18 protein-coding genes are annotated in these 19363 nt (G+C 74.9%); 7 read left to right on the top strand and 11 right to left on the bottom strand.

Features of this window, described 5'->3' with window-relative positions; translation table 11 throughout:
* Positions 1-52 precede the first annotated feature (52 nt).
* The 5 genes from CUT83_RS11650 to paaI all read right to left on the bottom strand — a co-directional run bounded on the left by CUT83_RS11650 (position 53) and on the right by paaI (position 5524).
* Entirely contained in the window at positions 53-1117 is a 1065-nt protein-coding gene (locus CUT83_RS11650) for a cobalamin B12-binding domain-containing protein (protein WP_241524786.1), read from the bottom strand.
* The gene (locus CUT83_RS11645) at positions 1114-2874 is read right to left on the bottom strand and encodes a SpoIIE family protein phosphatase (protein ID WP_240957874.1); all 1761 of its coding nucleotides are present in this window, start codon (positions 2872-2874) and stop codon (positions 1114-1116) included. Before CUT83_RS11645 ends, CUT83_RS11650 begins: the two co-directional genes overlap by 4 nt.
* A gap of 197 nt (positions 2875-3071) precedes the next feature.
* Positions 3072-3557, bottom strand: coding sequence for an MSMEG_6728 family protein (locus CUT83_RS11640; RefSeq protein ID WP_093849400.1), 486 nt, complete (start codon positions 3555-3557; stop codon positions 3072-3074).
* A 150-nt stretch (positions 3558-3707) separates the two neighbouring features.
* Entirely contained in the window at positions 3708-5066 is a 1359-nt protein-coding gene (paaK, locus tag CUT83_RS11635; RefSeq protein WP_101255769.1) for a phenylacetate--CoA ligase PaaK, read from the bottom strand.
* The gene (paaI, locus tag CUT83_RS11630) at positions 5063-5524 is read right to left on the bottom strand and encodes a hydroxyphenylacetyl-CoA thioesterase PaaI (RefSeq protein ID WP_101255768.1); all 462 of its coding nucleotides are present in this window, start codon (positions 5522-5524) and stop codon (positions 5063-5065) included. The genes paaK and paaI overlap by 4 nt, the downstream gene beginning before the upstream one ends.
* Before the next feature lie 275 nt (positions 5525-5799).
* On the opposite strand from paaI, the gene CUT83_RS11625 reads away from it, so the two are divergent.
* The 3 genes from CUT83_RS11625 to CUT83_RS11615 all read left to right on the top strand — a co-directional run bounded on the left by CUT83_RS11625 (position 5800) and on the right by CUT83_RS11615 (position 10273).
* Positions 5800-6657 carry a 3-hydroxyacyl-CoA dehydrogenase family protein gene (locus CUT83_RS11625; RefSeq protein WP_101255767.1) on the top strand — a complete coding sequence of 286 codons (858 nt, stop codon included), beginning with the start codon at positions 5800-5802 and terminating at the stop codon, positions 6655-6657.
* Positions 6658-6845: 188 nt separating this feature from the next.
* Positions 6846-8819, top strand: coding sequence for a hypothetical protein (locus CUT83_RS11620; protein ID WP_101255766.1), 1974 nt, complete (start codon positions 6846-6848; stop codon positions 8817-8819).
* A gap of 5 nt (positions 8820-8824) precedes the next feature.
* The gene (locus CUT83_RS11615; RefSeq protein ID WP_240957875.1) at positions 8825-10273 is read left to right on the top strand and encodes a type 1 periplasmic-binding domain-containing protein; all 1449 of its coding nucleotides are present in this window, start codon (positions 8825-8827) and stop codon (positions 10271-10273) included.
* 95 nt (positions 10274-10368) lie between these two features.
* Here CUT83_RS11615 and CUT83_RS11610 read toward each other — a convergent pair whose 3' ends face one another.
* The 4 genes from CUT83_RS11610 to CUT83_RS11595 all read right to left on the bottom strand — a co-directional run bounded on the left by CUT83_RS11610 (position 10369) and on the right by CUT83_RS11595 (position 13103).
* Entirely contained in the window at positions 10369-10770 is a 402-nt protein-coding gene (locus CUT83_RS11610) for an OsmC family protein (protein ID WP_101255764.1), read from the bottom strand.
* A 104-nt stretch (positions 10771-10874) separates the two neighbouring features.
* Positions 10875-11285, bottom strand: a complete 411-nt coding sequence (locus tag CUT83_RS11605; RefSeq protein ID WP_101255763.1) for an SRPBCC family protein — start codon at positions 11283-11285, stop codon at positions 10875-10877.
* 92 nt (positions 11286-11377) lie between these two features.
* Positions 11378-12733: a 6-phospho-beta-glucosidase gene (locus CUT83_RS11600; protein ID WP_101255762.1), complete on the bottom strand. Its 1356-nt coding sequence runs from the start codon at positions 12731-12733 to the stop codon at positions 11378-11380.
* Positions 12734-12866: 133 nt separating this feature from the next.
* Positions 12867-13103, bottom strand: a complete 237-nt coding sequence (locus tag CUT83_RS11595) for a metallothionein (RefSeq protein ID WP_093849409.1) — start codon at positions 13101-13103, stop codon at positions 12867-12869.
* 286 nt (positions 13104-13389) lie between these two features.
* Between CUT83_RS11595 and CUT83_RS11590 the strand changes: the two genes are divergently transcribed.
* From CUT83_RS11590 to CUT83_RS11575, 4 genes are all read left to right on the top strand, one after another.
* Positions 13390-14739 carry an MFS transporter gene (locus CUT83_RS11590; protein WP_101255761.1) on the top strand — a complete coding sequence of 450 codons (1350 nt, stop codon included), beginning with the start codon at positions 13390-13392 and terminating at the stop codon, positions 14737-14739.
* A gap of 58 nt (positions 14740-14797) precedes the next feature.
* Positions 14798-16012: an anhydro-N-acetylmuramic acid kinase gene (locus tag CUT83_RS11585; protein WP_101255760.1), complete on the top strand. Its 1215-nt coding sequence runs from the start codon at positions 14798-14800 to the stop codon at positions 16010-16012.
* A gap of 12 nt (positions 16013-16024) precedes the next feature.
* Positions 16025-16477, top strand: coding sequence for an RrF2 family transcriptional regulator (locus tag CUT83_RS11580; protein WP_101255759.1), 453 nt, complete (start codon positions 16025-16027; stop codon positions 16475-16477).
* Between the two features lie 109 nt (positions 16478-16586).
* A complete protein-coding gene (locus CUT83_RS11575) occupies positions 16587-17777 on the top strand; it encodes a globin domain-containing protein (protein ID WP_101255758.1) in 1191 nt (396 codons plus the stop codon).
* Between the two features lie 126 nt (positions 17778-17903).
* On the opposite strand, the gene CUT83_RS11570 is transcribed toward CUT83_RS11575, so the two are convergent.
* Positions 17904-18557 (bottom strand): phosphoribosyltransferase, encoded by a 654-nt coding sequence (locus CUT83_RS11570; RefSeq protein ID WP_101255757.1) that lies wholly within the window; start codon positions 18555-18557, stop codon positions 17904-17906.
* Positions 18558-18658: 101 nt separating this feature from the next.
* On the bottom strand, positions 18659-19321 hold the full coding sequence (locus CUT83_RS11565; protein ID WP_101255756.1) for a dienelactone hydrolase family protein: 663 nt from the start codon (positions 19319-19321) through the stop codon (positions 18659-18661).
* Between the last annotated feature and the right edge of the window lie 42 nt (positions 19322-19363).

Here is a 19363-nt window from a genome sequence, read left to right as displayed (position 1 = left end):
GCCGGCTCCGCGCCGGCCGGGACGGGCGGCTCTCCGCCCGAGGGACGGCGGATCACGGGGGCGGGGAGTGGAGTTCGCGGTCGAGCGCGGCCTGCGCCGCGGCGATGTACGCCGAGGCGCGGGGCAGCTCGCGGAAGGCGTCGGCCATGGCCTCCAGCACCGTGGACAGGGCGTCGACGGGCAGGCTCCGGGCGGTCATGATCCGGCCCGTCCACGCGGTGAAGCCCTCGAACAGGCCCGGATCGTCGACGTAGAGGGCGGCCACCAGGTACTCCACCACGCGGTGGAGGTCCTCGACGGTGTACTCCCACTGAGGTCCGGCGTACTCCCGCAGCTGCGGGAACCGTTCGGGCAGCACCGCCATCACCTCGTCGACGAGCCGCCCGCGGGCCTCGTCGACCAGGGCGTGCTCACGGTCGGCCAGATGCGGCAGCGCCTCCTCGGCGGTCGGGGGCAACTCGGACGGGGGCGCGATGCCCGCCGCGAGGCGCTCGGCCGCGCCGCGGGCACTGCCGGCCCAGGCGTCGGCGCCCAGCAGACGGGCGTAGCGGCCGTCCGGGCCGAACCCGGCGCCCCCCGCCAGCACGGGCACGCCGGCGGCCCGGCAGGCGGTGACGGCCGTGTGGGCGACGGGCAGCCGTACGGGCAGGGAGCACGACAGGGCCACCGCGTCCGGGCCGGTGGAGTGCAGATGGGGCACCAGCTGCCGGGTGGACACATGGGCTCCGAGGAAGTCCACCTGCCAGCCGCGCAGCCGCAGCACCTCGGCGACCAGCCGGGCGGGCAGCGTGTGCCACTCGCCGTCGGCGCAGGCCACGACGGTCCGGCCGAGCCGGGCGGGGACCTGCGCCGCCGGATGGTCCGCGACCGCGGTGACGGCGCGGTCGCTGACGGCGGTGGCCGCGTGCTCCTGCGCGACGGTGAGCCGGTTCTCCGCCCAGCGCACGCCGACCCGCCGCTGTGCGGGCGCGATGATCTCCAGCAGGACATCCTCGGGCGCGAAGCCCCGGTCCAGCGCCTCGGTGACCTGGTCGACGGCCCGGCGCTCGTCCGCGTTCTCCAGCGCCGCCCAGAAGTCCTCCATCCGGCCCCCGAGGGACTCCGGCCCCGGGCTCACCGGGCGTCTCCGGCACGGACGGTCCCGCCCACCGCGCTCAGCGGGGTGCGGTGGGCCGCGGTGACGGCCACCAGCGCGATGTCGTCGTGCTCCCGGCCCGCCAGCCACTCGGAGGTGAGCATCCCGACGCGCTCGACGACGGCCTGGGCGTGCAGGCCCGCGCAGGAGCCCAGCGCGTCGGCCAGGCGTTCCTCCCCGAACATCTCGCCGTAGGGCCCGCCCCTGGCCTCGGTGACGCCGTCGGAGTACAGCAGGCAGGTGTCCCCGGGCAGCAGGGTGGTGGAGCAGGTGGTCGCGGTCGCCTCCGGCAGCACGCCGATCAGGGTGCCCGAGGTGCGGGCGGCCTCCACACTCCCGTCGCGCCGCAGGAGCAGCGGCGGCGGATGCCCGGCCGAGGTCAGCCGCAGGCCGACCCGGCCGGTGCCGGGGTCCGGGGCGCCGAACGAGGCGAGCACCAGGGTGACGAACCGGTTCTGGGGGCCGCTCAGCAGCGCGCGGTTGAGCAGGTCCAGCAGCCGTACGTGGTCGGTCTCGACCAGCCGCAGCGCCGCGAGCGTGTTGCGGATCTTCCCCGTCAGAACGGCCGCCTCCGGGCCCTTGCCGGCCACGTCGCCGAGCACGACGTCGGTCTCCCGGCCGGGCCCGTCGGCCGGATGCACGTCGTAGAAGTCGCCGCCGACGCTCTGGGCGCTCTGGGCGGGGCGGTAGGCACCGGCCAGTTCCACGCCCTCCGGATGCGGCAGCGCGGGCGGCAGCAGCTCACGCTGGAGCACGGCGACGGTGGCGACCTGCTCCGCGTAGAGCGCGGCGGCCGAGATCGCCGCACCGGCGCGGGCGGCGAAGATCCGGGTCACCGTGTCGTCCTCCGGTCCGGCGTCCTCGCTCCCGGCACGGCGCAGCAGCACCATCGCCCCGGCGATCTCGCCGCTGCCCGGCAGCGGGACGACCACCGGCGAGGCCGGGCGGCCGAACCCCTCGGGCAGCAGCCACGCGGGGATCAGGCCGGGATCGACCGACCGGAAGGACACCGGCGGGAAGCCCTCCAGCGCCTCGGCCAGCCCGGGCATCTCCTCCGGGGAGGCGGACAGGGTCTCCTCCTCCAGCCGCCCGTCGAAGACCGCCCGGGTCACCTCCGGGCGGCGGTCCCGCGACAGGCGGACCACGACGGCGGCGTCGGCGAGGTGGCCGGCAGCCAGCCGGGCGGTCGTCACCACGCACCTGCGCGGGTTGAGCGAGGACTGGAGCCGGGCGGAGGCCCGGGCCAGGAAGGCGGTGCTCTCCCGTTCCGACCGCAGCGACCGCTCGGCGTCCTCCCGGCCGGTGATGTCCGACAGCCACCAGGCGGTGTGCCCGTCCGGCAGGGGGGCGGCGTACGCGGTGAAGGCGCGCCCCTGGAGGGACCCGTGCGCCGTCGCTCCCGCCGCCTTGGCCGTCTCTTCCGTCTCATCCGCCTCGGCCGACCCGGCCGACCCGGTGTCCGGTCCGCCGTGTCCGCCGTGTACGGCGGCGACCAGCCAGCCGGGCGCCACGCCGGTGTCCAGCGGGATCCCGGGGGCGAGGCCGGGCAGCAGAGCACGAGCGGCGGCGTTCACCAGCGACACCCGCCCCCGCCGGTCCACCGCGACGACCGGCTCCGGCGCCGTCTCGACCGCGGGCCCGGCCAGGACGCTGTGGTGCGGGGCGGCGGGCCCGTCACCGCCACCGGTGCGGGCGTGCGCGTCCCCGAAGACGCCTGGAGAACGAGGAGGGTTTCTCACGGAAGAACAGGGGCACAGCACCCGGGGTGCTCCGCCCGATCCCCCCTTCGACGGTCGGCACGGATGGACGGTTGCTCTCTGCCAAGATTCTCGCGGAGAGGGTGAGGGGCGCAAACCAGTCCCTTCGCGCTCCCGCGTGCCGGCCCGCGCGGGCCCCGACCGCCTCCACCCTCCTCCCGTACCCCCGGGCCGGAGCCTCACCCCGGCTCCCGGGCGCGTGGGTCGCGGTCCGAGGCGGGCCACACGTACGGCAGGTCGTCCGGCACGCCGGGGAACAGGGGCGCGTAGTGGTCGGGGTCCTTGCGTACCAGGGAGGAGCGGTGGCTGCGGTGGAAGGAGGGCTCGCCCAGCCAGGGCGGCAGCTCGCCGGCCGCCTCCAGCTCCTCCTGGGAGCGGGGGACGGCGATGCCGGTCGCATGCCGCAGATCGGTCAGCATCGTGGCCTCACAGGTGTCGGCACGCCCCGCCAGCCGCCAGTGGCGGCAGATCTCCATGCCGTAGCGGACCAGCGCCTCCTCGTACCCCGTCCACATGCGCACGGCCGGGTGCCGGGCCCAGCCGTAACCGGGGACGGTCAGGGCGCGCAGCACCTGCAGGGCCTCCACCCGCTGCTTCCCCAGCCGCCGTGCGTCGAGCACACGGGCGGTACCGGCGAAGTCGGCGAGCGGCAGGAACGTCTGCACGGTGTCCCGTCCATCCCCTTCCTCCCCCCTCGGTGCGGACTGCGATCATCGCAGTGCGCACCGCGCGCCGCAGTCCGGAGGCGGCCGTCCGGGTGCCCGGTCGGCCGCCTCCCCGAGTAGGGCCCGGGGCACGCCCGGGGCGCCGCCGGGTCACCCCTCGCGGGCGTCGACGACGCGGCGGATCTTGCCCACCGAGCGCTCCAGGGTCTCCGGATCGACCACGTCGACGTCGACGGTGATGCCGACACCGTCCTTGACGCCCTGGGCGACGGCCGCCGCCGCGGCCGCGCGCCGCTCGGGCCCGGCGCCCGGGCGGGCCTCGACGCGCACGGTCATGTGGTCCATCCGGCCCCGGCGGGTGAGCCGTATCTGGAAGTGCGGCGCGACGCCGGGGACCCGCAGCAGGATTTCCTCGATCTGGGTGGGGAAGACATTGACACCGCGCAGGATGATCATGTCGTCGCAGCGGCCGGTGACCTTCTCCATGCGGCGGAAGGCCGGGCGCGCGGTGCCCGGCAGCAGCCGGGTCAGATCGCGGGTGCGGTAGCGGACGACCGGCAGGGCCTGTTTGGTCAGCGAGGTGAACACCAGCTCCCCCTCCTCGCCGTCGGGCAGCACCTCACCGGTGATCGGGTCCACGACCTCCGGGTAGAAGTGGTCCTCCCAGATGTGCAGCCCGTCCTTGGTCTCCACGCACTCCTGCGCGACGCCGGGTCCCATCACCTCCGACAGCCCGTAGATGTCCACCGCGTGCAGCCCGGCACGCTCCTCGATCTCGCGGCGCATTCCCTCCGTCCACGGCTCGGCGCCGAAGATCCCGACCTCCAGGGAGGAGTCGCGCGGATCGACGCCCTGCCGCTCGAACTCGTCGAGGAGGGCGAGCATGTAGGAGGGCGTCACCATGATGATCTCGGGCCGGAGGTCCAGGATCAGCCGCACCTGCCGGGCCGTCATCCCGCCGGAGGCCGGGATGACGGTGCAGCCCGCCCGCTCGGCCCCGTAGTGCGCGCCGAGCCCGCCGGTGAACAGTCCGTAGCCGTAGGCGATGTGCACCCTGTGCCCGGGACGGCCGCCGGCGGCCCGGATGGAGCGGGCGACGACGTCCGCCCACACCTCCAGGTCGTCCTCGGTGTAACCGACCACGGTGGGGCGCCCGGTGGTGCCGCTGGAGGCGTGCAGCCTGCGCACCCGCGACATCGGGACGGCGAACATGCCGTAGGGGTAGGTGTCGCGCAGATCGGCCTTGGTGGTGAACGGGAAGCGCGCGAGGTCCGCCGGGGAACGGCAGTCCTCCGGTGTGACGCCCGCCGACTCGAAGGCGCGCCGGTAGTGCTCCACGTTGTCGTACGCGTGCCGCAGGGTGGAGCGGAGCCGGTCGAGCTGGAGGGCGCGCAGCTCCTCGCGGTCCATCCGCTCGGCCGCGTCCAGCGAGGCGAGGGCGGGCGCCTGCCCCGGCCTCGGGGCCGGGGCGAGGGCCGGGCGCGGGGGATGGGCCGGGCCGCCGCTCATGAGGCATCCCTCCCCGCCGGGGCGCCGCGTCCGTCCGCGCCGCGTTCGCCGACGGTGCGGCTGCGGCCGCGGAACTCGGCGATCACCAGGCCGTCCGCCTCCCGCCGGACGGTGACGTCGTAGACGCCGCTGCGGCCGAAGCGGGCGCGCTCCTCGGCGACGGCCAGCAGCACGTCGCCCTCGTGGGCGGGAGCGGTGAAGACGACGTCCGCCCCGGCCGCCACGGTCACCGGGCCGCGGCTGTTGCAGGCGCAGGCGAACGCGGTGTCGGCGAGTGTGAACAGAAAGCCGCCGTGGGCGACGCCGTGGCCGTTCACCATGCGCGCGGTCACCGGCATCCGCACCGCCGCCGAGCCGTCCCCGGCCCGGAGCAGCTCCATGCCCAGGCCCCGGGAGGCCCGGTCGGCGGCGAACATCCGCTGGGCGGGGCCCTGTCCGGCCTCCGTGAGCTGTGTCATGCGCCTCCACCACTCCAGTCGTGGACCGTCATGGGCCTTCCGGGGCCGCCGTGCGGCACCGCGGGTCCGGGTCCGCGCCCCTTGAGCCCGACCGACCATTCGGTTAGCTTTGCGGCGACGTCAGGTAAACCGACACCCGGACCGCCTGTCAAGGGACGGGACGTCCACCGGTACGGTCGCCCTGCCCCCGGCGGACACGGCGGACACGACGGACACGGCGGACACGGCGGACACGGCGGGCACGGCAGCGGACGCGACAGACAAGGGGAGAGCTCATGGCAGCGGCACCGGGAACCGTCGGCGTGGTGGGCGGCGGGCGGATGGGCGCGGGCATCGCGCAGTCCTTCGCGACGGCCGGCTCGGCCGTGGTCGTCGTCGAGAGCGGCGAGGAGGCCGCCGCGGCGGCCCTGGAGCGCGTCGCCACCGGACTGAGCCGGGCCGCCGGGCGCGGCAGGCTGGAGGAGCCCGCCGAGCGGGTCCTGGCCCGTGTCACCACCGTCACCGCAGTGGAAGAACTGCCCGCCGGCGCCGACCTGGTCGTCGAGGCCGTCCCCGAGGACCCCGCCCTCAAGGCCCGGCTGCTCGCCGCCGCGGAGAAGGCCGTGGGCGAGTCGACGGTGCTGGCCACCAACACCAGCTCCCTGTCCGTCACCGAACTGGGCACCGCGCTGGCCCGCCCCGAGCGGTTCCTGGGCATGCACTTCTTCAACCCCGTGCCCGCCTCCGCCCTGGTGGAGCTGGTCGTGGCCGGGCGGACCGCGGACGACACCGTGCGGACGGCCCTGGAATGGGTCCGCGCCCTGGGCAAGCAGGACGTCGTCGTCAGGGACTCGCCCGGCTTCGCCAGCAGCCGGCTGGGCGTGGCCCTCGGCCTGGAGGCGATCCGGATGGTCGAGGAGGGCGTCGCCGAGCCCGAGGCCATCGACGCCGCCATGAGCCTGGGCTACAAGCACCCGATGGGGCCGCTGCGGCTGACCGACCTCGTCGGCCTCGACGTGCGCCTGGCCATCGCCGAGTACCTCCACGGCACCCTGGGTGAGCGCTTCGCGCCGCCGAAGCTGCTGCGGGAGAAGGTCGCCCGCGGTGAGCTGGGCCGCAAGACCGGCCGCGGTTTCTACACCTGGGAGGACTGACACCCTCCGGGGGGGCGCCGGCCCGCCCGGTGCCCCCCGGCGCCCGCCTCGGAAGGCGGCGGGCGCCGCACCTCCCGCACTTTCCGTACTTCCCGCGGCGGATGGCCGCTTCTCGCTGTCGCCCGTGCACCGAAGGTGGCATCCTCCTGTGTGCCGGCGGTTGGTTGTCACGGGGGAGGGCCGGTCGGATGGAGGATTCCCGCACGGGAACGGGCATGCGGGGGCGCAACGGCATCCTGGCCCTCGTCGCCGAGTGCCTGGACCAGCCGCCCGGTACGGAGCGGCCGGTGACGATGCTGGTCGGCCCGCGGGGGAGCGGGGCCAGCGAGGCGCACGGCGCCGTCATGGGCCGCTTCGGGCCGGAACACCCCTTCGCCTACCTCAACTTCGCCGCGGACCAGGCACTGCTGCCCCGCTACGCCCTCGCCCTGATCGCCCGGCAGTTGGAGCGCAGGCTGCCGCAGTACCGCGTCTCGCGCTTCCCCCGGCTCACCCTCGGCCTGCTCGCCTCGGACCGCGAGTTACGGATGCCCGACCGCTCGCAGGGCCGGCGCGCCGTCCAGCGGCAGCTCGAGGATTTCCGGCGGCAGGCCGAGGACCGGCACGGGGACTACCTCTCCGCCTTCCTGGAGGTTGCCGGCAGCGCGCTGGGCGCGCCCAACGGCGCCCCCGCGGTGGTCGCGGCCCTCCTGCGGGACGCCGCCGCGCGCGGTGGTCGCAGACTGCCGGGGAGAGTCTTCGCCGGCGCCCCGCAGTGGTTCGGCGACCACCCGCTGGTGCCCTCCCGGGACGCCTGGGACGCCCTGCTGGAACTCAACATGTGGCGGCACAGCGGCAGCGAGCAGGAGAAGCGGATCCTCGACCGCGTCCTGTTCGCCGCGTTCCTCGACGACCTCCGCCACGACACCGCCCGCTGGTTCGCCCCCGGCTCCTATCTGCTGCTGCTGGACAACTGCCACACCGACCAGGGGCGGCTGTTCCTGGAGCTGCTCACCGGCGCCCGCCGCGACGCCGCCCTGACCGGGGCCGTCTGCGACCCCCTGACGGTGGTGGGCAGCTCCAACCGCTGGCTGGAGAACTGGGGTTCGTCCGCCGGGGACCAGTGGCCCTGGCGGCTGCGCGGCCCGGACCGGGCCGGTCTCGCCGACTGGCGCGAGCGCCGCCCGGCCCACGACAGCGACGACTCCTGGTGGTACCCGCTGCGGCTGCGCGATCTGACGCTCGACGAGGTGCGCACCGGCATCGAGCTGGCCTCGCCCCGCCACTCCGGCCTCGCCCCCTTCGTGTACCGGCTGACGCGCGGCCTGCCGGTGGCGGTACGGCAGGTGATGGACGTCCTGGACCTGGCCAACACGCCCCGTCGGGGCAGCGGCGAGTTCGACCTGTGGCTGCGCTCCCTGCCCGGCCGAAGGATGCGCCGGACGCCGCACGACACCCTGGCCGACGCGGCGCTGGACCACCTTCTGGAGGACTTCCCGCAGACTCAGCGCGAAGCGCTGGTGCGGTGCGCGGCGGCCCGCGACCTGTCCATGGGCAGCAGGGTCCTCGGTGCGGTGAGCCCGGGCGGCGCCGGCGAGTCGCTGTTCAACGAGGTGCGCTCGCGCTGGCTGCTGGAACCCGGGCACGCGCAGCCGCGCCTGCACCCGTGGCTGCGCAGGCTGCTGCTGTGGCGGCTGGCCGCCGACCCCGGCGAGTGGGACGCCGTCCACGAGCTGATGGCGGACCACTTCGAGGCGGAGGGCCGGTTTGAGGAGACGATGTACCACCGGCTGGCGGCGCACCGCGTCGAGGACGTGGTGGAACAGATGGCGGTCCGCTTCCGCGAGCTGAGCGCCGCACGCTGGATCCGGCTGTTCAACGCGGTCACCTCCGCGCCCAACCGGCTGCCCGCCGACCGCTCACCGCTGGAACTGCTGGGAGAGCTCGCCCCCGAGGCGCCCACCCACTCGATCACCGACGTCTCGGTGATCCGGGGGCTGGTCTGCGCGCGCTGGCTGTGGAGCGACCCGCTCGGCGACCCCGGGCTGCGGCTGAACAGCGTGATAGCGGCCAAGTACGACCGGCTGTCCGAACTGAGGGGGAGTGAGATCGTGGCCCTGTACGACGAGGCCGAGCGCTACCGGCACTGGCGCCATCCGCTGACGCTCGCGGACGAGGGGTGATGGGTGTGGCCGGACACCGGATCTCCCTGCTGACCGTCAAGCGCTCCGTCACCGCCGCCGTGGTGCTGGCGGTCCTGGCCGGGGTGTCGCTGTTCGTCCACGACTGGTACGTCCACCGCGACGACCTGTGCGCGCAGGGCGTGACGAGGATGGAGGAGCCGGGAGCGGAGTGCGTCGGGACCACCGACGGCTCGTACGTCTTCGCCGAGCACCTGGCCGCGGTGAGCGGGAGGATCGAGCGGGCGAACCGGGAGGTCACCGCGGGGGACGGGAAGTACGTCACCGTGGCGTACATGACCTCCGTCACGGTCGGTGAGAACGACAGCAACCCCGAGGAGTCGGTGCGGCACGAGCTCCAGGGCGCCCATCTGGCGCAGCAGCGGCACAACGAGCGCTTCACCCCGAAGATCAGGCTGCTGATCGCCAACACCGGCAGCGGCTCCGCGCACTGGCGGCACACCGTCGACGGGCTGATCGGGCTCAGGGACGGCGGCGAGCCGCTGGTGGCGGTCACCGGCCTGGGGCCGAGCACGGACCGCAACCTGGCCGCCCTCAGGAGGCTGTCCGACGCGGGCCTGGCGACGGTGGCCAGCACGATGACCGCCACCGGCATCGGCGGCATGGAGGGCTTCGTCCGCGTCGCCCCCACCAACGTCGACGAGGCCAGGGTGGCGGCCCGGTACCTCAGACAGAAGAAGATCCGCACGGCCATGGTGGTCCAGGACGTGGCGGAGGGAAACCTGTACGCCGACACCCTGGGCGACGCCTTCACCGAGGAGTTCCCCCGGGGAGGGAAGGAGTACGAACTGGTCGCCGAACGCAAGCAGTTCGACTCCTCCCTGGAGGACAGCTGGAGGAACGAGCTGCAGATCCTGTCGAACCAGCTGTGCTTCCACCGGCCCGATGCCGTCTACTTCGCCGGGAGGGGACGGCATCTCACCCACTTCCTCGACGCGCTGGCCGAGCGGTTCTGCACCGAGTGGGACTTCACCGTGATGACCGGCGACGACACCACCAACCTCACCGACGACCAGGTCAGAAAGGCCGCCGACAGCGGGGTGCAGGTCTTCTACACCGGACTGGCCCACCCGGAGATGTGGAAGGACGAACCGGACGGCGCGCCCGGGGCGGTGCGGGCGGCCTTCCGCAGGGGCGGCGTGCTGGAGCAGTGGTTCGGCAGGGAGCGGCACATCGACGGCCAGGCGATGATGGCGCACGACGCGGTGCTGACCGCGGCCCGTGGCGCGCAGATGGCGAGCAGGGGGACGCGCGTCACCGGCCGGGCGGTCGGCAGGATGTTCCAGCTCATGGAGGACAGCGCCCAGATCAGGGGGGCGAGCGGCACGCTGACGTTCGAGGAGAACGGCGACGCGCACGACAAGGCGGTGCCGATCCTGAAGCTCGCCTCCAACGGCGACCCGGTCTTCGTCACGGTCCTCTCGCCCCGCGGCTGAGGCGAGGGGCGGCGCGGGGTGGGGTGGGGTGGGAGACGCTCCGGGGAGGTGACGCGGGGAAGTGACGAGGGAGAAGCGGTCCGGGGCCCGGTCCGTCAGGCCGGAGGGGGATCGAGCTGGTCGCCGATCGGGCAGATGCGCAGGGCCTGCTCGATGACACGGCTGCGCCGGTCCCCCTCGGCGGAGGGCAGCGAGACGTCGGCGGTGGCGTCGAAGCGGTAGTGCTGGGCGCCGCCGTTGCTGAGCCGCACGTGCGCGGTCACCTCGCTGCCGGAGGGGTCCACACCGGTCTCGGTGGCCGCGATGACCAGCGCCTGGTGTAGACAGGTGGCCAGCGCGGCCGCGTACAGCTGCTCGGGGTCGTACCCGTGCCCGCTGCCGCCCAGCTCGCTGGGGGCGCCGACCGGGAGGCCGGCCCTCCCGGAGACGTCCACCCGGCCGGTGCCGTGCAGGGAGCGGGCCTGGGCGGTGTACAGATCCTGTTGGGTTGGGGCCATGGGGAAGGTCTACCCGTGCGCTGTGGCGGGAGGCGCCCCCGAACGTGTGACGCCCCCCGGGCGCCGGCCGGCTTCGCGCCGGGCCTTCGCGCCGGGTCCTCGTGTCAGCCCGCGTCCTCGGTGCGCATCCGCACCTCCTCGGCCAGCCTCTCCAGGCTCCGGTCGAGGGAGGTGTCGATCTCCTCCCGGGAGGGCGCGTGGCTCTCGTCGAAGAAGGACAGGTGCACGGTCACCTCGCTGGCTCCGCTGCCGATGCCCGCCACCTGCAGCCAGCCCGCGTACGCGCCCTCGTCACGGGTGCCCCACTCCGCCCGCAGCTGCTCGGGCCGGGCGCGGAACAGGGCCCGGACGTCGTGCCCGGTGCGGTCCTCGTGCACGGTCACGGCCGGGGGGTCCTCCACATGGGCGTGGAGGTCCGACGGAAGCCAGCGGTCCAGCCGCTCCGGATCGCTGATCTGGTCGAAGACCAGCTCGGGCAGGGCGGGCATGGTGCGGGAACGCTCGTACTCGCTCACCGGATCTCCCCTTCGGGGTCGTACGGCATCGGATCCGGCGACGGGTACCCCCGTCCGCGCCGGCCATCCCCGCCTCCTGCACACGGCCCGCTTCAGGCGGGTCGGCCGGGCCCGCCCGCCGCGTCCAGGATCCGCCCGGCGACCCCCACCGAGTCCACCAGCGGGTGCAGCGCCAGCGCCCGCAGCGCCGCCCCGCGCGAACCGGTGCGCGCCGCCTCGATCGCGGCCCGCTCCACGGCCTTGAGCGTGAGCATCAGCCCGAGCTGGTCGGCCGCCACGGCGCCGGCCGCCAGCGGGTGCGCGCCGGAGGCGTCGACCAGGCACGGCACCTCGACCACCGCGTCGCCGTCCAGTCCGGGGACGGCGCCGCGGCCGGGGACGTTCAGGATCAAGGTGGTGCGCTCGTCCCGGGCGATCGCCCGCATCAGGGCCAGCGCCACCCGGTCGTAGCCCCCGCCTTCCAGGTCGCAGCTGTCGCGCTCCCAGCCGCCGGAGGCCTCGCGGCTCTCGGCCAGATAGGTCTCCTCGCGTTCACGGCGGGTGCGCTCCCACTCGCCGTACGCCTGCGCGGGGTCGTCCGGCCGCGCCAGCTCGTAGAAGCGGGACTGCTGGCCGCGCAGGAACTCGCCGCGCGTCTCCCGGGCCCCGCGGACGGCGGCCACCGCCTCGCGGTTGAAGTAGTAGTAGTGCAGGTACTCGTTGGGCAGCGCGCCCAGCGTCCGCAGCCAGTCGGCGCCGAACAGCCTGCCCTCCTCGAAGGAGGCGAGCGCGGCGGGGTCGGCCAGCAGTTCGGGCAGCCGGTCGCGGCCGTCCACCGTGAGGCGGCGCAGCCAGCCCAGGTGGTTCAGGCCCACGTAGTCGTAGCCGGCGCGGTCCGGGTCGGCGCCCAGGGCGCGCGCGGCGCGGCGGCACAGCCCGACGGGCGAGTCGCAGATGCCGATGACACGCTCGCCCAGACCGCGCTCGCGCAGGACGGCGGCCATCGCCTCGGTCACCATTCCCGCGGGGTTGGTGAAGTTGATGGTCCAGGCGCCGGGGGCGAGTTCGGCGATCCGTTCGGCGACGCGCACGGCCACCGGCAGGGTGCGCAGGCCGTACAGCACGCCGCCCGCGCCCACCGTCTCCTGGCCCAGCACTCCCTCGGCCAGCGGGAGCCGCTCGTCGCGCACCCGGCCGGCCAGGCCTCCGACCCGGATGGCGGAGAAGACGAAGTCGGCGCCGCGCAGCGCGTCGTCGAGGTCGGTGGTGGCGCGCAGCGCGGGGGCCGGGCCGGTGTGCCGTGCGCGCTGGTGGGCGAGGACCGCGCCGATCGCGTCCAGCCGGGCGCGGTCGGTGTCGTACAGGACGAGTTCGGTGACGCGGCCGGCCCGGTCCCCGGAGTCCTCCAGCAGCGCCCGGTGTACCAGCGGCACCCGGAACCCGCCGCCGCCCAGCACGGTGAGCCTCATGCCCGGCCACCTCCGCAAGCCGCTCCCGGCACGGTCCGCGGCACGGTCGTCACGACGTCATGTCTCACGCCGCCACGGTCTCACACCGGACCCGCGCCGGGGTACGGGCCGACCGCCGGGCCGTGCCGGCCGCTCAGCCGTGGTCGACCAGCTCCACGTGCCCCTGCGTCCGCGCGCAGTGGGCGGAGCAGAAGAACCGTCCGTCCGCCGACTGCGAGCCGTGGCCCAGGATGCGGCACTGGCAGTTCTCGCAGATGGGCGCCATCCGGTGCGCCGCGCACTCCAGGCTGTCGAAGACGTGGACGGCGCCCGCCGCGCGCACCTCGAACGCCATCTCGTAGTCGTTGCCGCACACCTCGCACACGCTCATGACATGTGCTCCTTCCGCCGGTCGTCCGCTGAGTGGGTCAGCGGCAAGGATGGCGTCGGGTGACAGCCGGCCCCCTTCGCGACGCGGCGGCCGGGCTCCGACCGGCGCACCGCCACCACCCGCCCGGCCGACGCGCCGGGGCGTCGTGGCGCGCTCGATGTGACGTGCTCTCGACAATTCGGTCCGGGTTCCGGACATCTCTTCTCCGCCGGCGGGGCATGACTGGCCGTGACACCCACGGCGGGGCCCGGCAGGGCGCGCACCGACGGACCGGAAGGACGGGACGATGACGGCGACCGCGGAGGCCGGGGACGGAGAGTCCGGGGACGGCGAGGCCGGAAACGGGAAAGGCGCGCCGCCCGCGTCACGGCGCGCGCTGGTGGCGGGATCGGTCGGCAACTTCATCGAGTGGTACGAGTTCGGGGTCTACGGGTACTTCGCGACGATCATCGCCGCGCGGTTCTTCACCCCCGAGGGCGCGAGCGACGTCGAGGCCCTGGTGAAGACCTACGCCTCCTTCGCGCTGGCCTTCTTCTTCCGCCCGGTGGGCGCGGCCCTGTTCGGCCGGATCGGCGACCGGATCGGCCGCCGCCCCACCCTGATCCTGGTGGTCTCGCTGATGACCGCCGCCACGGCGGCCATCGGCCTGCTGCCGACGTACGCCACCGTGGGCGCGGCCGCGCCGTGGCTGCTCACCCTCGCCCGCGTCCTCCAGGGGCTGTCGGCGGGCGGGGAGTTCGGCGGTGCGGTGTCGGTGATGACGGAGTTCGCGCCGCCCGGCCGGCGCGGGCTGTACGGGGCCTGGCAGTCGTTCACGGTGGCGCTCGGCCTGCTCGCCGGCGCCGGCCTGGCCGCCCTGCTGGCCACGGTGCTGGACGAGGCGGCCCTCCACGAGTGGGGCTGGCGGCTGCCGTTCCTGCTGGCCGTGCCGATGGGGCTGGCCGCGCTGTGGCTGCGGCTGCGGCTGGAGGAGACGCCCTCCTTCCGCCGGGCGTCCGGCGCGAAGTCCGCCCCCGCCGTGGCCTCCCCGCCGTCCGCCACCGAGACCTGGCGGGCCATCGGGCTGGGAGTCGGCCGCCTGATGGGCTGGTCCGCGGCCGGATACACCTTCCTCGTCGTGATGCCCTCCTACCTCCAGAGCACCCTGGGGGCCTCCTTCCAGCAGGCGCTGCTGGCCACGGTCGTGGCCAACGCGGGCTTCGCGCTGGCCATCCTCCCAGCCGGGGCGCTCAGTGACCGGATCGGACGGCGGGCCGTGATGGCCGCGGGCACGGTCGCGCTGATCGCCCTCGCCTTCCCCCTGCTCGACCTCCTCCAGGACCCGGACGCCTCCCGGGCGGCCAGGGCGGCGGCGGTGTTCGCGGCCGGCGCGGCGGTGGGGCTGCTGGCCGGGCCCGGCCCGGCCATGCTCGCCGAGATGTTCCCCACCACCGTCCGCTACACCGGGCTGGGGCTGGCGTACTCGCTGTCCAACGCGGTCTTCTCCGGCTCGGCCGGGCTCATCATCACCGAGCTGATCAAGCGCACCGGCGACGCCGACATCCCCGCGGTGTACGTGGTGGCCGTCTGCGCGGTGGGCCTGCCCGCGCTGCTCACGCTGCGCGGCGACGACCACCGGCGCGCGCTGCGGGACTGACCGGGCGCGGACGGCGCGTACCGGCGAGGACGGCACGGAGAAGACGGAGGGCACGGGCATGAGGGTGATCGGACTGATGTCGGGGACGTCCTGCGACGCGATCGACGCGGCGGCCGCCGACCTGGAGATCGAGGGCGACACCGTCGTCCTGACCCCGCTGGGCGACCTCGAGTGCGCCTTCCCCGGCGGGCTGCGCCGCGAACTGCTCGCGGCGCTCCCGCCGTCGTCCACCACCATGGCCGCGGTCTGCCGGCTCGACACCCTCCTGGGGCAGGCCCTCGCGGCGGCAGCCGACCGTGCCGATCGCGAACTGTGCTCAGGGGCAGCGGAGTTGGTCGTCTCCCACGGGCAGACCGTCTACCACTGGACGGAGGACGGCCGGGTGCGCGGCACCCTCCAGCTCGGCCGGTCCGCCTGGATCGCCGAGCGCACCGGCCGCACGGTCGTCTCCGACCTGCGCCCGCGCGACGTGGCCGCCGGCGGGCAGGGCGCGCCGCTGGTGAGCGCCCTGGACGTGATGTGGCTGCGCGACCGGCCGGGGACGCCCGTCGCCCTCAACCTGGGCGGCATCGCCAACATCACGGTGGCGCACGGGGCGGGCGGCCCGCTGGCGTACGACACCGGGCCCGCCAACGTGCTGCTCGACACGGCCGTGCGGGAGCTGACCGGGGGACGCGCCGACCACGACGCGGACGGCGCGCTGGCCGCCGCGGGCGCCGTCCGCCGGCCGCTGCTGGACAGACTGCTGGCCGAGCCGTACTACGCCCGGCCCGCGCCGAAGACCACCGGCCGGGAGCTGTTCGACGCCGCCTACCTGCGCACCGCCCTGGCCGGCTTCGGGCATCTTCCGGCCGAGGACGTGCTGGCCACCCTCACCGAGCTGACGGCCCGCACCGTCGCCGACGCCGTACGGGCGGCCGGCGGCACCGAGGTGATCGCCTCGGGCGGCGGCACCCGCAACCCCGTGCTGCTGGCCCGGCTCGCCCGCGCCCTGGACGGGATCCCGGTTCGCGTGTCCGACGGGCTCGGTCTGCCCTCCGGCGCCAAGGAGGCGTACGCCTTCGCGCTGCTGGGCTTCCTCACGGTCCTCGGCCTGCCCGGCACGGTCCCGGCCTGCACCGGCGCGCGCCACGCCCGGGTGCTGGGGTCGATCACACCGGGCCTGGGAGGACATCTGCCGCGGCCCTGGGGCGGCCCGGCGCCCGTACGGCTCCACGTGGCCCGAACCGTACCTTCACACGACCCCCAAATTCGCATCCGAGATGCGCATTGATACCGTCATGGCATGCGGCTGACGAAGTTCACCGATCTGGCGCTGCGCGTGGTGATGCGCCTGGCGGTGATGGACGAGGGCGAGATCCCCACCTCCCGGGAGGTCGCCGAATCGGTGGCCGCTCCTTACACGCACGTGTCCAAGGTGGTGAGCCGCCTCCAGCACATGGGAGTGCTGGAGGCCAGGCGGGGCAGGGGCGGCGGGCTGGAGCTGACATCCCGCGGCCGGGAGGCCTCCGTCGGCCGGCTCGTCCGCCAACTGGAGGGCGCCGGTGACGTGGTGGGCTGCGAGGACCCGTCCGCGCCGTGCCCGCTGCGCGGCGCGTGCCGCCTGCGGTCCGCGCTGCACGAGGCCCAGGAGGCGTTCTACGCGACGCTCGACCCGCTGACGGTGCGGGATCTGGTGGGCGGATCGGCGGGGCCGGTGATGCTCCGCCTGCTCACCGGCCCGCCGTCCCCCACGTAGCCGCCCGGCCCGACCCGTATTCGATCCGGCCGCGAACCGACCGAGGTGCCGTGGAGTGGTTCCGCGCGCCCTGAAACTCGCATATTAGATGCGAATTGAGGAGACAGTGATGCTGTCCGAGAAGTCCACCGCCGTCGTACGCGCCACCCTGCCGGCCATCGGAGCCGCCATCGGCGACATCACCCCGGTCTTCTACCGCAGGATGTTCGCCGCCCACCCCGAGCTGCTGCGCGACCTGTTCAACCGGGGCAACCAGGCCAACGGCACCCAGAGCCGCGCACTGGCCGGCTCCATCGCCGTCTTCGCCACCATGCTGCTGGAGAACCCCGACCGGCGCCCCGACGCGATGCTGGCCCGTATCGCCCACAAGCACGCGGCCCTGGGCATCACCGCCGACCAGTACACGATCGTCCACCGCCATCTGTTCGACGCCATCGCCGAGGTCCTGGGCGAGGCGGTCACCCCCGAGGTGGCCGAGGCGTGGGACGAGGTGTACTGGCTGATGGCCGGCGCCCTGATCGCCATGGAGGCGCGGCTGTACGCCGCGGGCGGCCTCGGCGACGGGGAGGTGTGGCGGCCCTGGAAGGTGGTCGGCCGCATGGAGGAGACCGCCGAGGTGGCGACCTTCATGCTCCGCCCGGCCGACGACGGCCCCGTGCCGCCCTTCCGGCCGGGGCAGTACGTCTCCGTCCAGGTCGCCCTGCCCGACGGGGCGCGGCAGATCCGCCAGTACAGCCTCTCCTGCGCACCCGACGGCGACGACCGCTGGATATCGGTCAAGCGCGTCGGCGGCGACCCGGCCGGCGAGGTCTCCAACTGGCTGCACGAGAACGTCCGCGAGGGCGATGTGCTCACCGTCGGCGCCCCCTTCGGCGACGTGGCGCTGGACGACGGCGACGGCCCGGTCCTGCTCGCCTCGGCGGGTATCGGCTGCACCCCGATGGTCAGCATGCTGGCCCATCTGGCCGCCACCGGCTCCCCGCGCCGCACCACCGTGGTGCACGGCGACCGCACCGAGGCCTCCCACGCCTTCCGCGAGCAGACGCGGCTGCTGACCGCCAAGCTGCCCGACGCCGCCCTCCACGTCTGGTACGAGCACCCCGAGGGCCGGTGGCCGGCCGAGCGCACCGGACTGGTCGACCTGTCGGGCGTCGAGATCCCCGAGGACGTCCGCGCCTACCTGTGCGGGCCGGTGCCGTTCATGCGCTCGGTGCGCACCCAGCTGCTGGAGCGCGGCGTCCCCGCCTCCCGTATCCACTACGAGTCCTTCGGACCCGACCTCGGCCTCGACGCCGACTGAGCCCCGCCGCCCGGCTCGCCCGGCCCGGGGGACGGCCCGCTCCGCGGGAGTCGTCCCCCGGCGGGGACGACTCCCGCGGAGACAGGGAGCCGTCTCCCGTCCTCACCCCTGTACGACAGGCCCGGACTACCGTGCGGTGGCCGAGGACCTCAGGGCGGCGATCACCTCCTCGTCGCCCACCTGGTGGAAGTCCTCGTACCACTGCCCGACCCCCTGGAAGGACGGCGGCGTCTCCAGGCACACCAGGCGGTCGGCCACCTGTTCCATCGCCGCGGCCGCCTGCACGGAGGAGACCGGGACGGCCAGGACCAGCACATCCGGCTCCAGGACGCGGGCGGCGTGCAGCGCGGCGCGCGCGGTGACGCCGGTGGCCAGCCCGTCGTCGACGACGATCACCGTGCGGCCCCGCAGCTCCGGGGCGGGACGGCCGCCGCGGTACAGGTGCTCGCGGCGGCGCAGCTCCGCCCGCTCCCGCTCGACCTGCCCGGCCAGATCCCCGGCCGTCAGACCGAGCATCCGCAGGGACTGCTCGTCGAACAGCGGCGGTCCCTCGCCCGCCACGGCCCCGATGCCGAACTCCGGGTTGAACGGCGCGCCGATCTTGCGGGCGACCAGTACGTCCAGCGGCGCGTGCAGCGCGCGGGCGACCTCCTCGCCCACGGGGACGCCGCCCCGGGGGAGAGCCAGGACCAGCGGGTCGCCGATCTCCCCGGCGCGCTGGAGGTCCCGCAGCGGCTCGGCGAGCATCCGGCCCGCCTGCGTGCGGTCGTGGAAGCGCATGATCTGTCTCCCTTCGCTTCCGGTGGTCCCGCCGCGCGGAGACCGGGGCCGGGCGGCAGGGACCGGACGCCGGTGCGGCAGCGGCGGGGCGGCGGGGCGGTTCACCGGGGCACCGTCTGCCCGGCCATCCGGACGAACCATTCGCGGGCCGCGGCGGCGGCCTGGTCGAGGGTGCCGGGCTCCTCGAACAGATGGGTGGCGCCGGGCACCACGTGCACCGTGCACGGGGCCGACAGCCGTGAGGCCGCCTGCTCGTTCAGCCGCAGCACCTCGTGGTCCTCGCCGCCGACGATCAGCAGGACGGGCGCGGAGACCCGGTCCAGGGCGCCGCCCGCGAGGTCGGGCCTGCCGCCCCGGGAGACCACGGCCCGCACCCGGCCGGGCTGCTCGGCCGCGGCCACCAGGGCCGCGGCGGCGCCGGTGCTGGCCCCGAACAGACCGATCGGCAGCCGGGCGGTGTCCGGGCGGCCGCCGAGCCAGTCGACCGCCGCCACCAGGCGCCGCGCGAGGAGGGGGATGTCGAAGCGGTACTCGGCGGTGACCATGTCCGTCCGCTCCTCGTCCTCGGTGAGCAGATCGAACAACAGCGTGCCCAGCCCGGCGTCCTGCAGGACCCCGGCCACCGCCCGGTTGCGCGGACTGTGCCGGGAGCTGCCGCTGCCGTGGGCGAAGGCCACGGTGCCGCGGGCCCCTTCGGGCATGGTGAGGTCCCCGGTCAGGGCGGCTCCTCCGTCGGTCGGGATCCTCAGGGTCTGGGGGAGCATCGGCCGCCTCCCGTGCTGTGGGGATCGGTGCGCCGCCGGGGT

The organism is Streptomyces barkulensis, assembly GCF_002843305.1.
In the GTDB taxonomy this organism is placed as follows: domain Bacteria; phylum Actinomycetota; class Actinomycetes; order Streptomycetales; family Streptomycetaceae; genus Streptomyces; species Streptomyces barkulensis.
The sequence above is the reverse complement of the archived record's forward strand: the minus strand, read 5'-3'. Positions and strand labels throughout refer to the sequence as shown.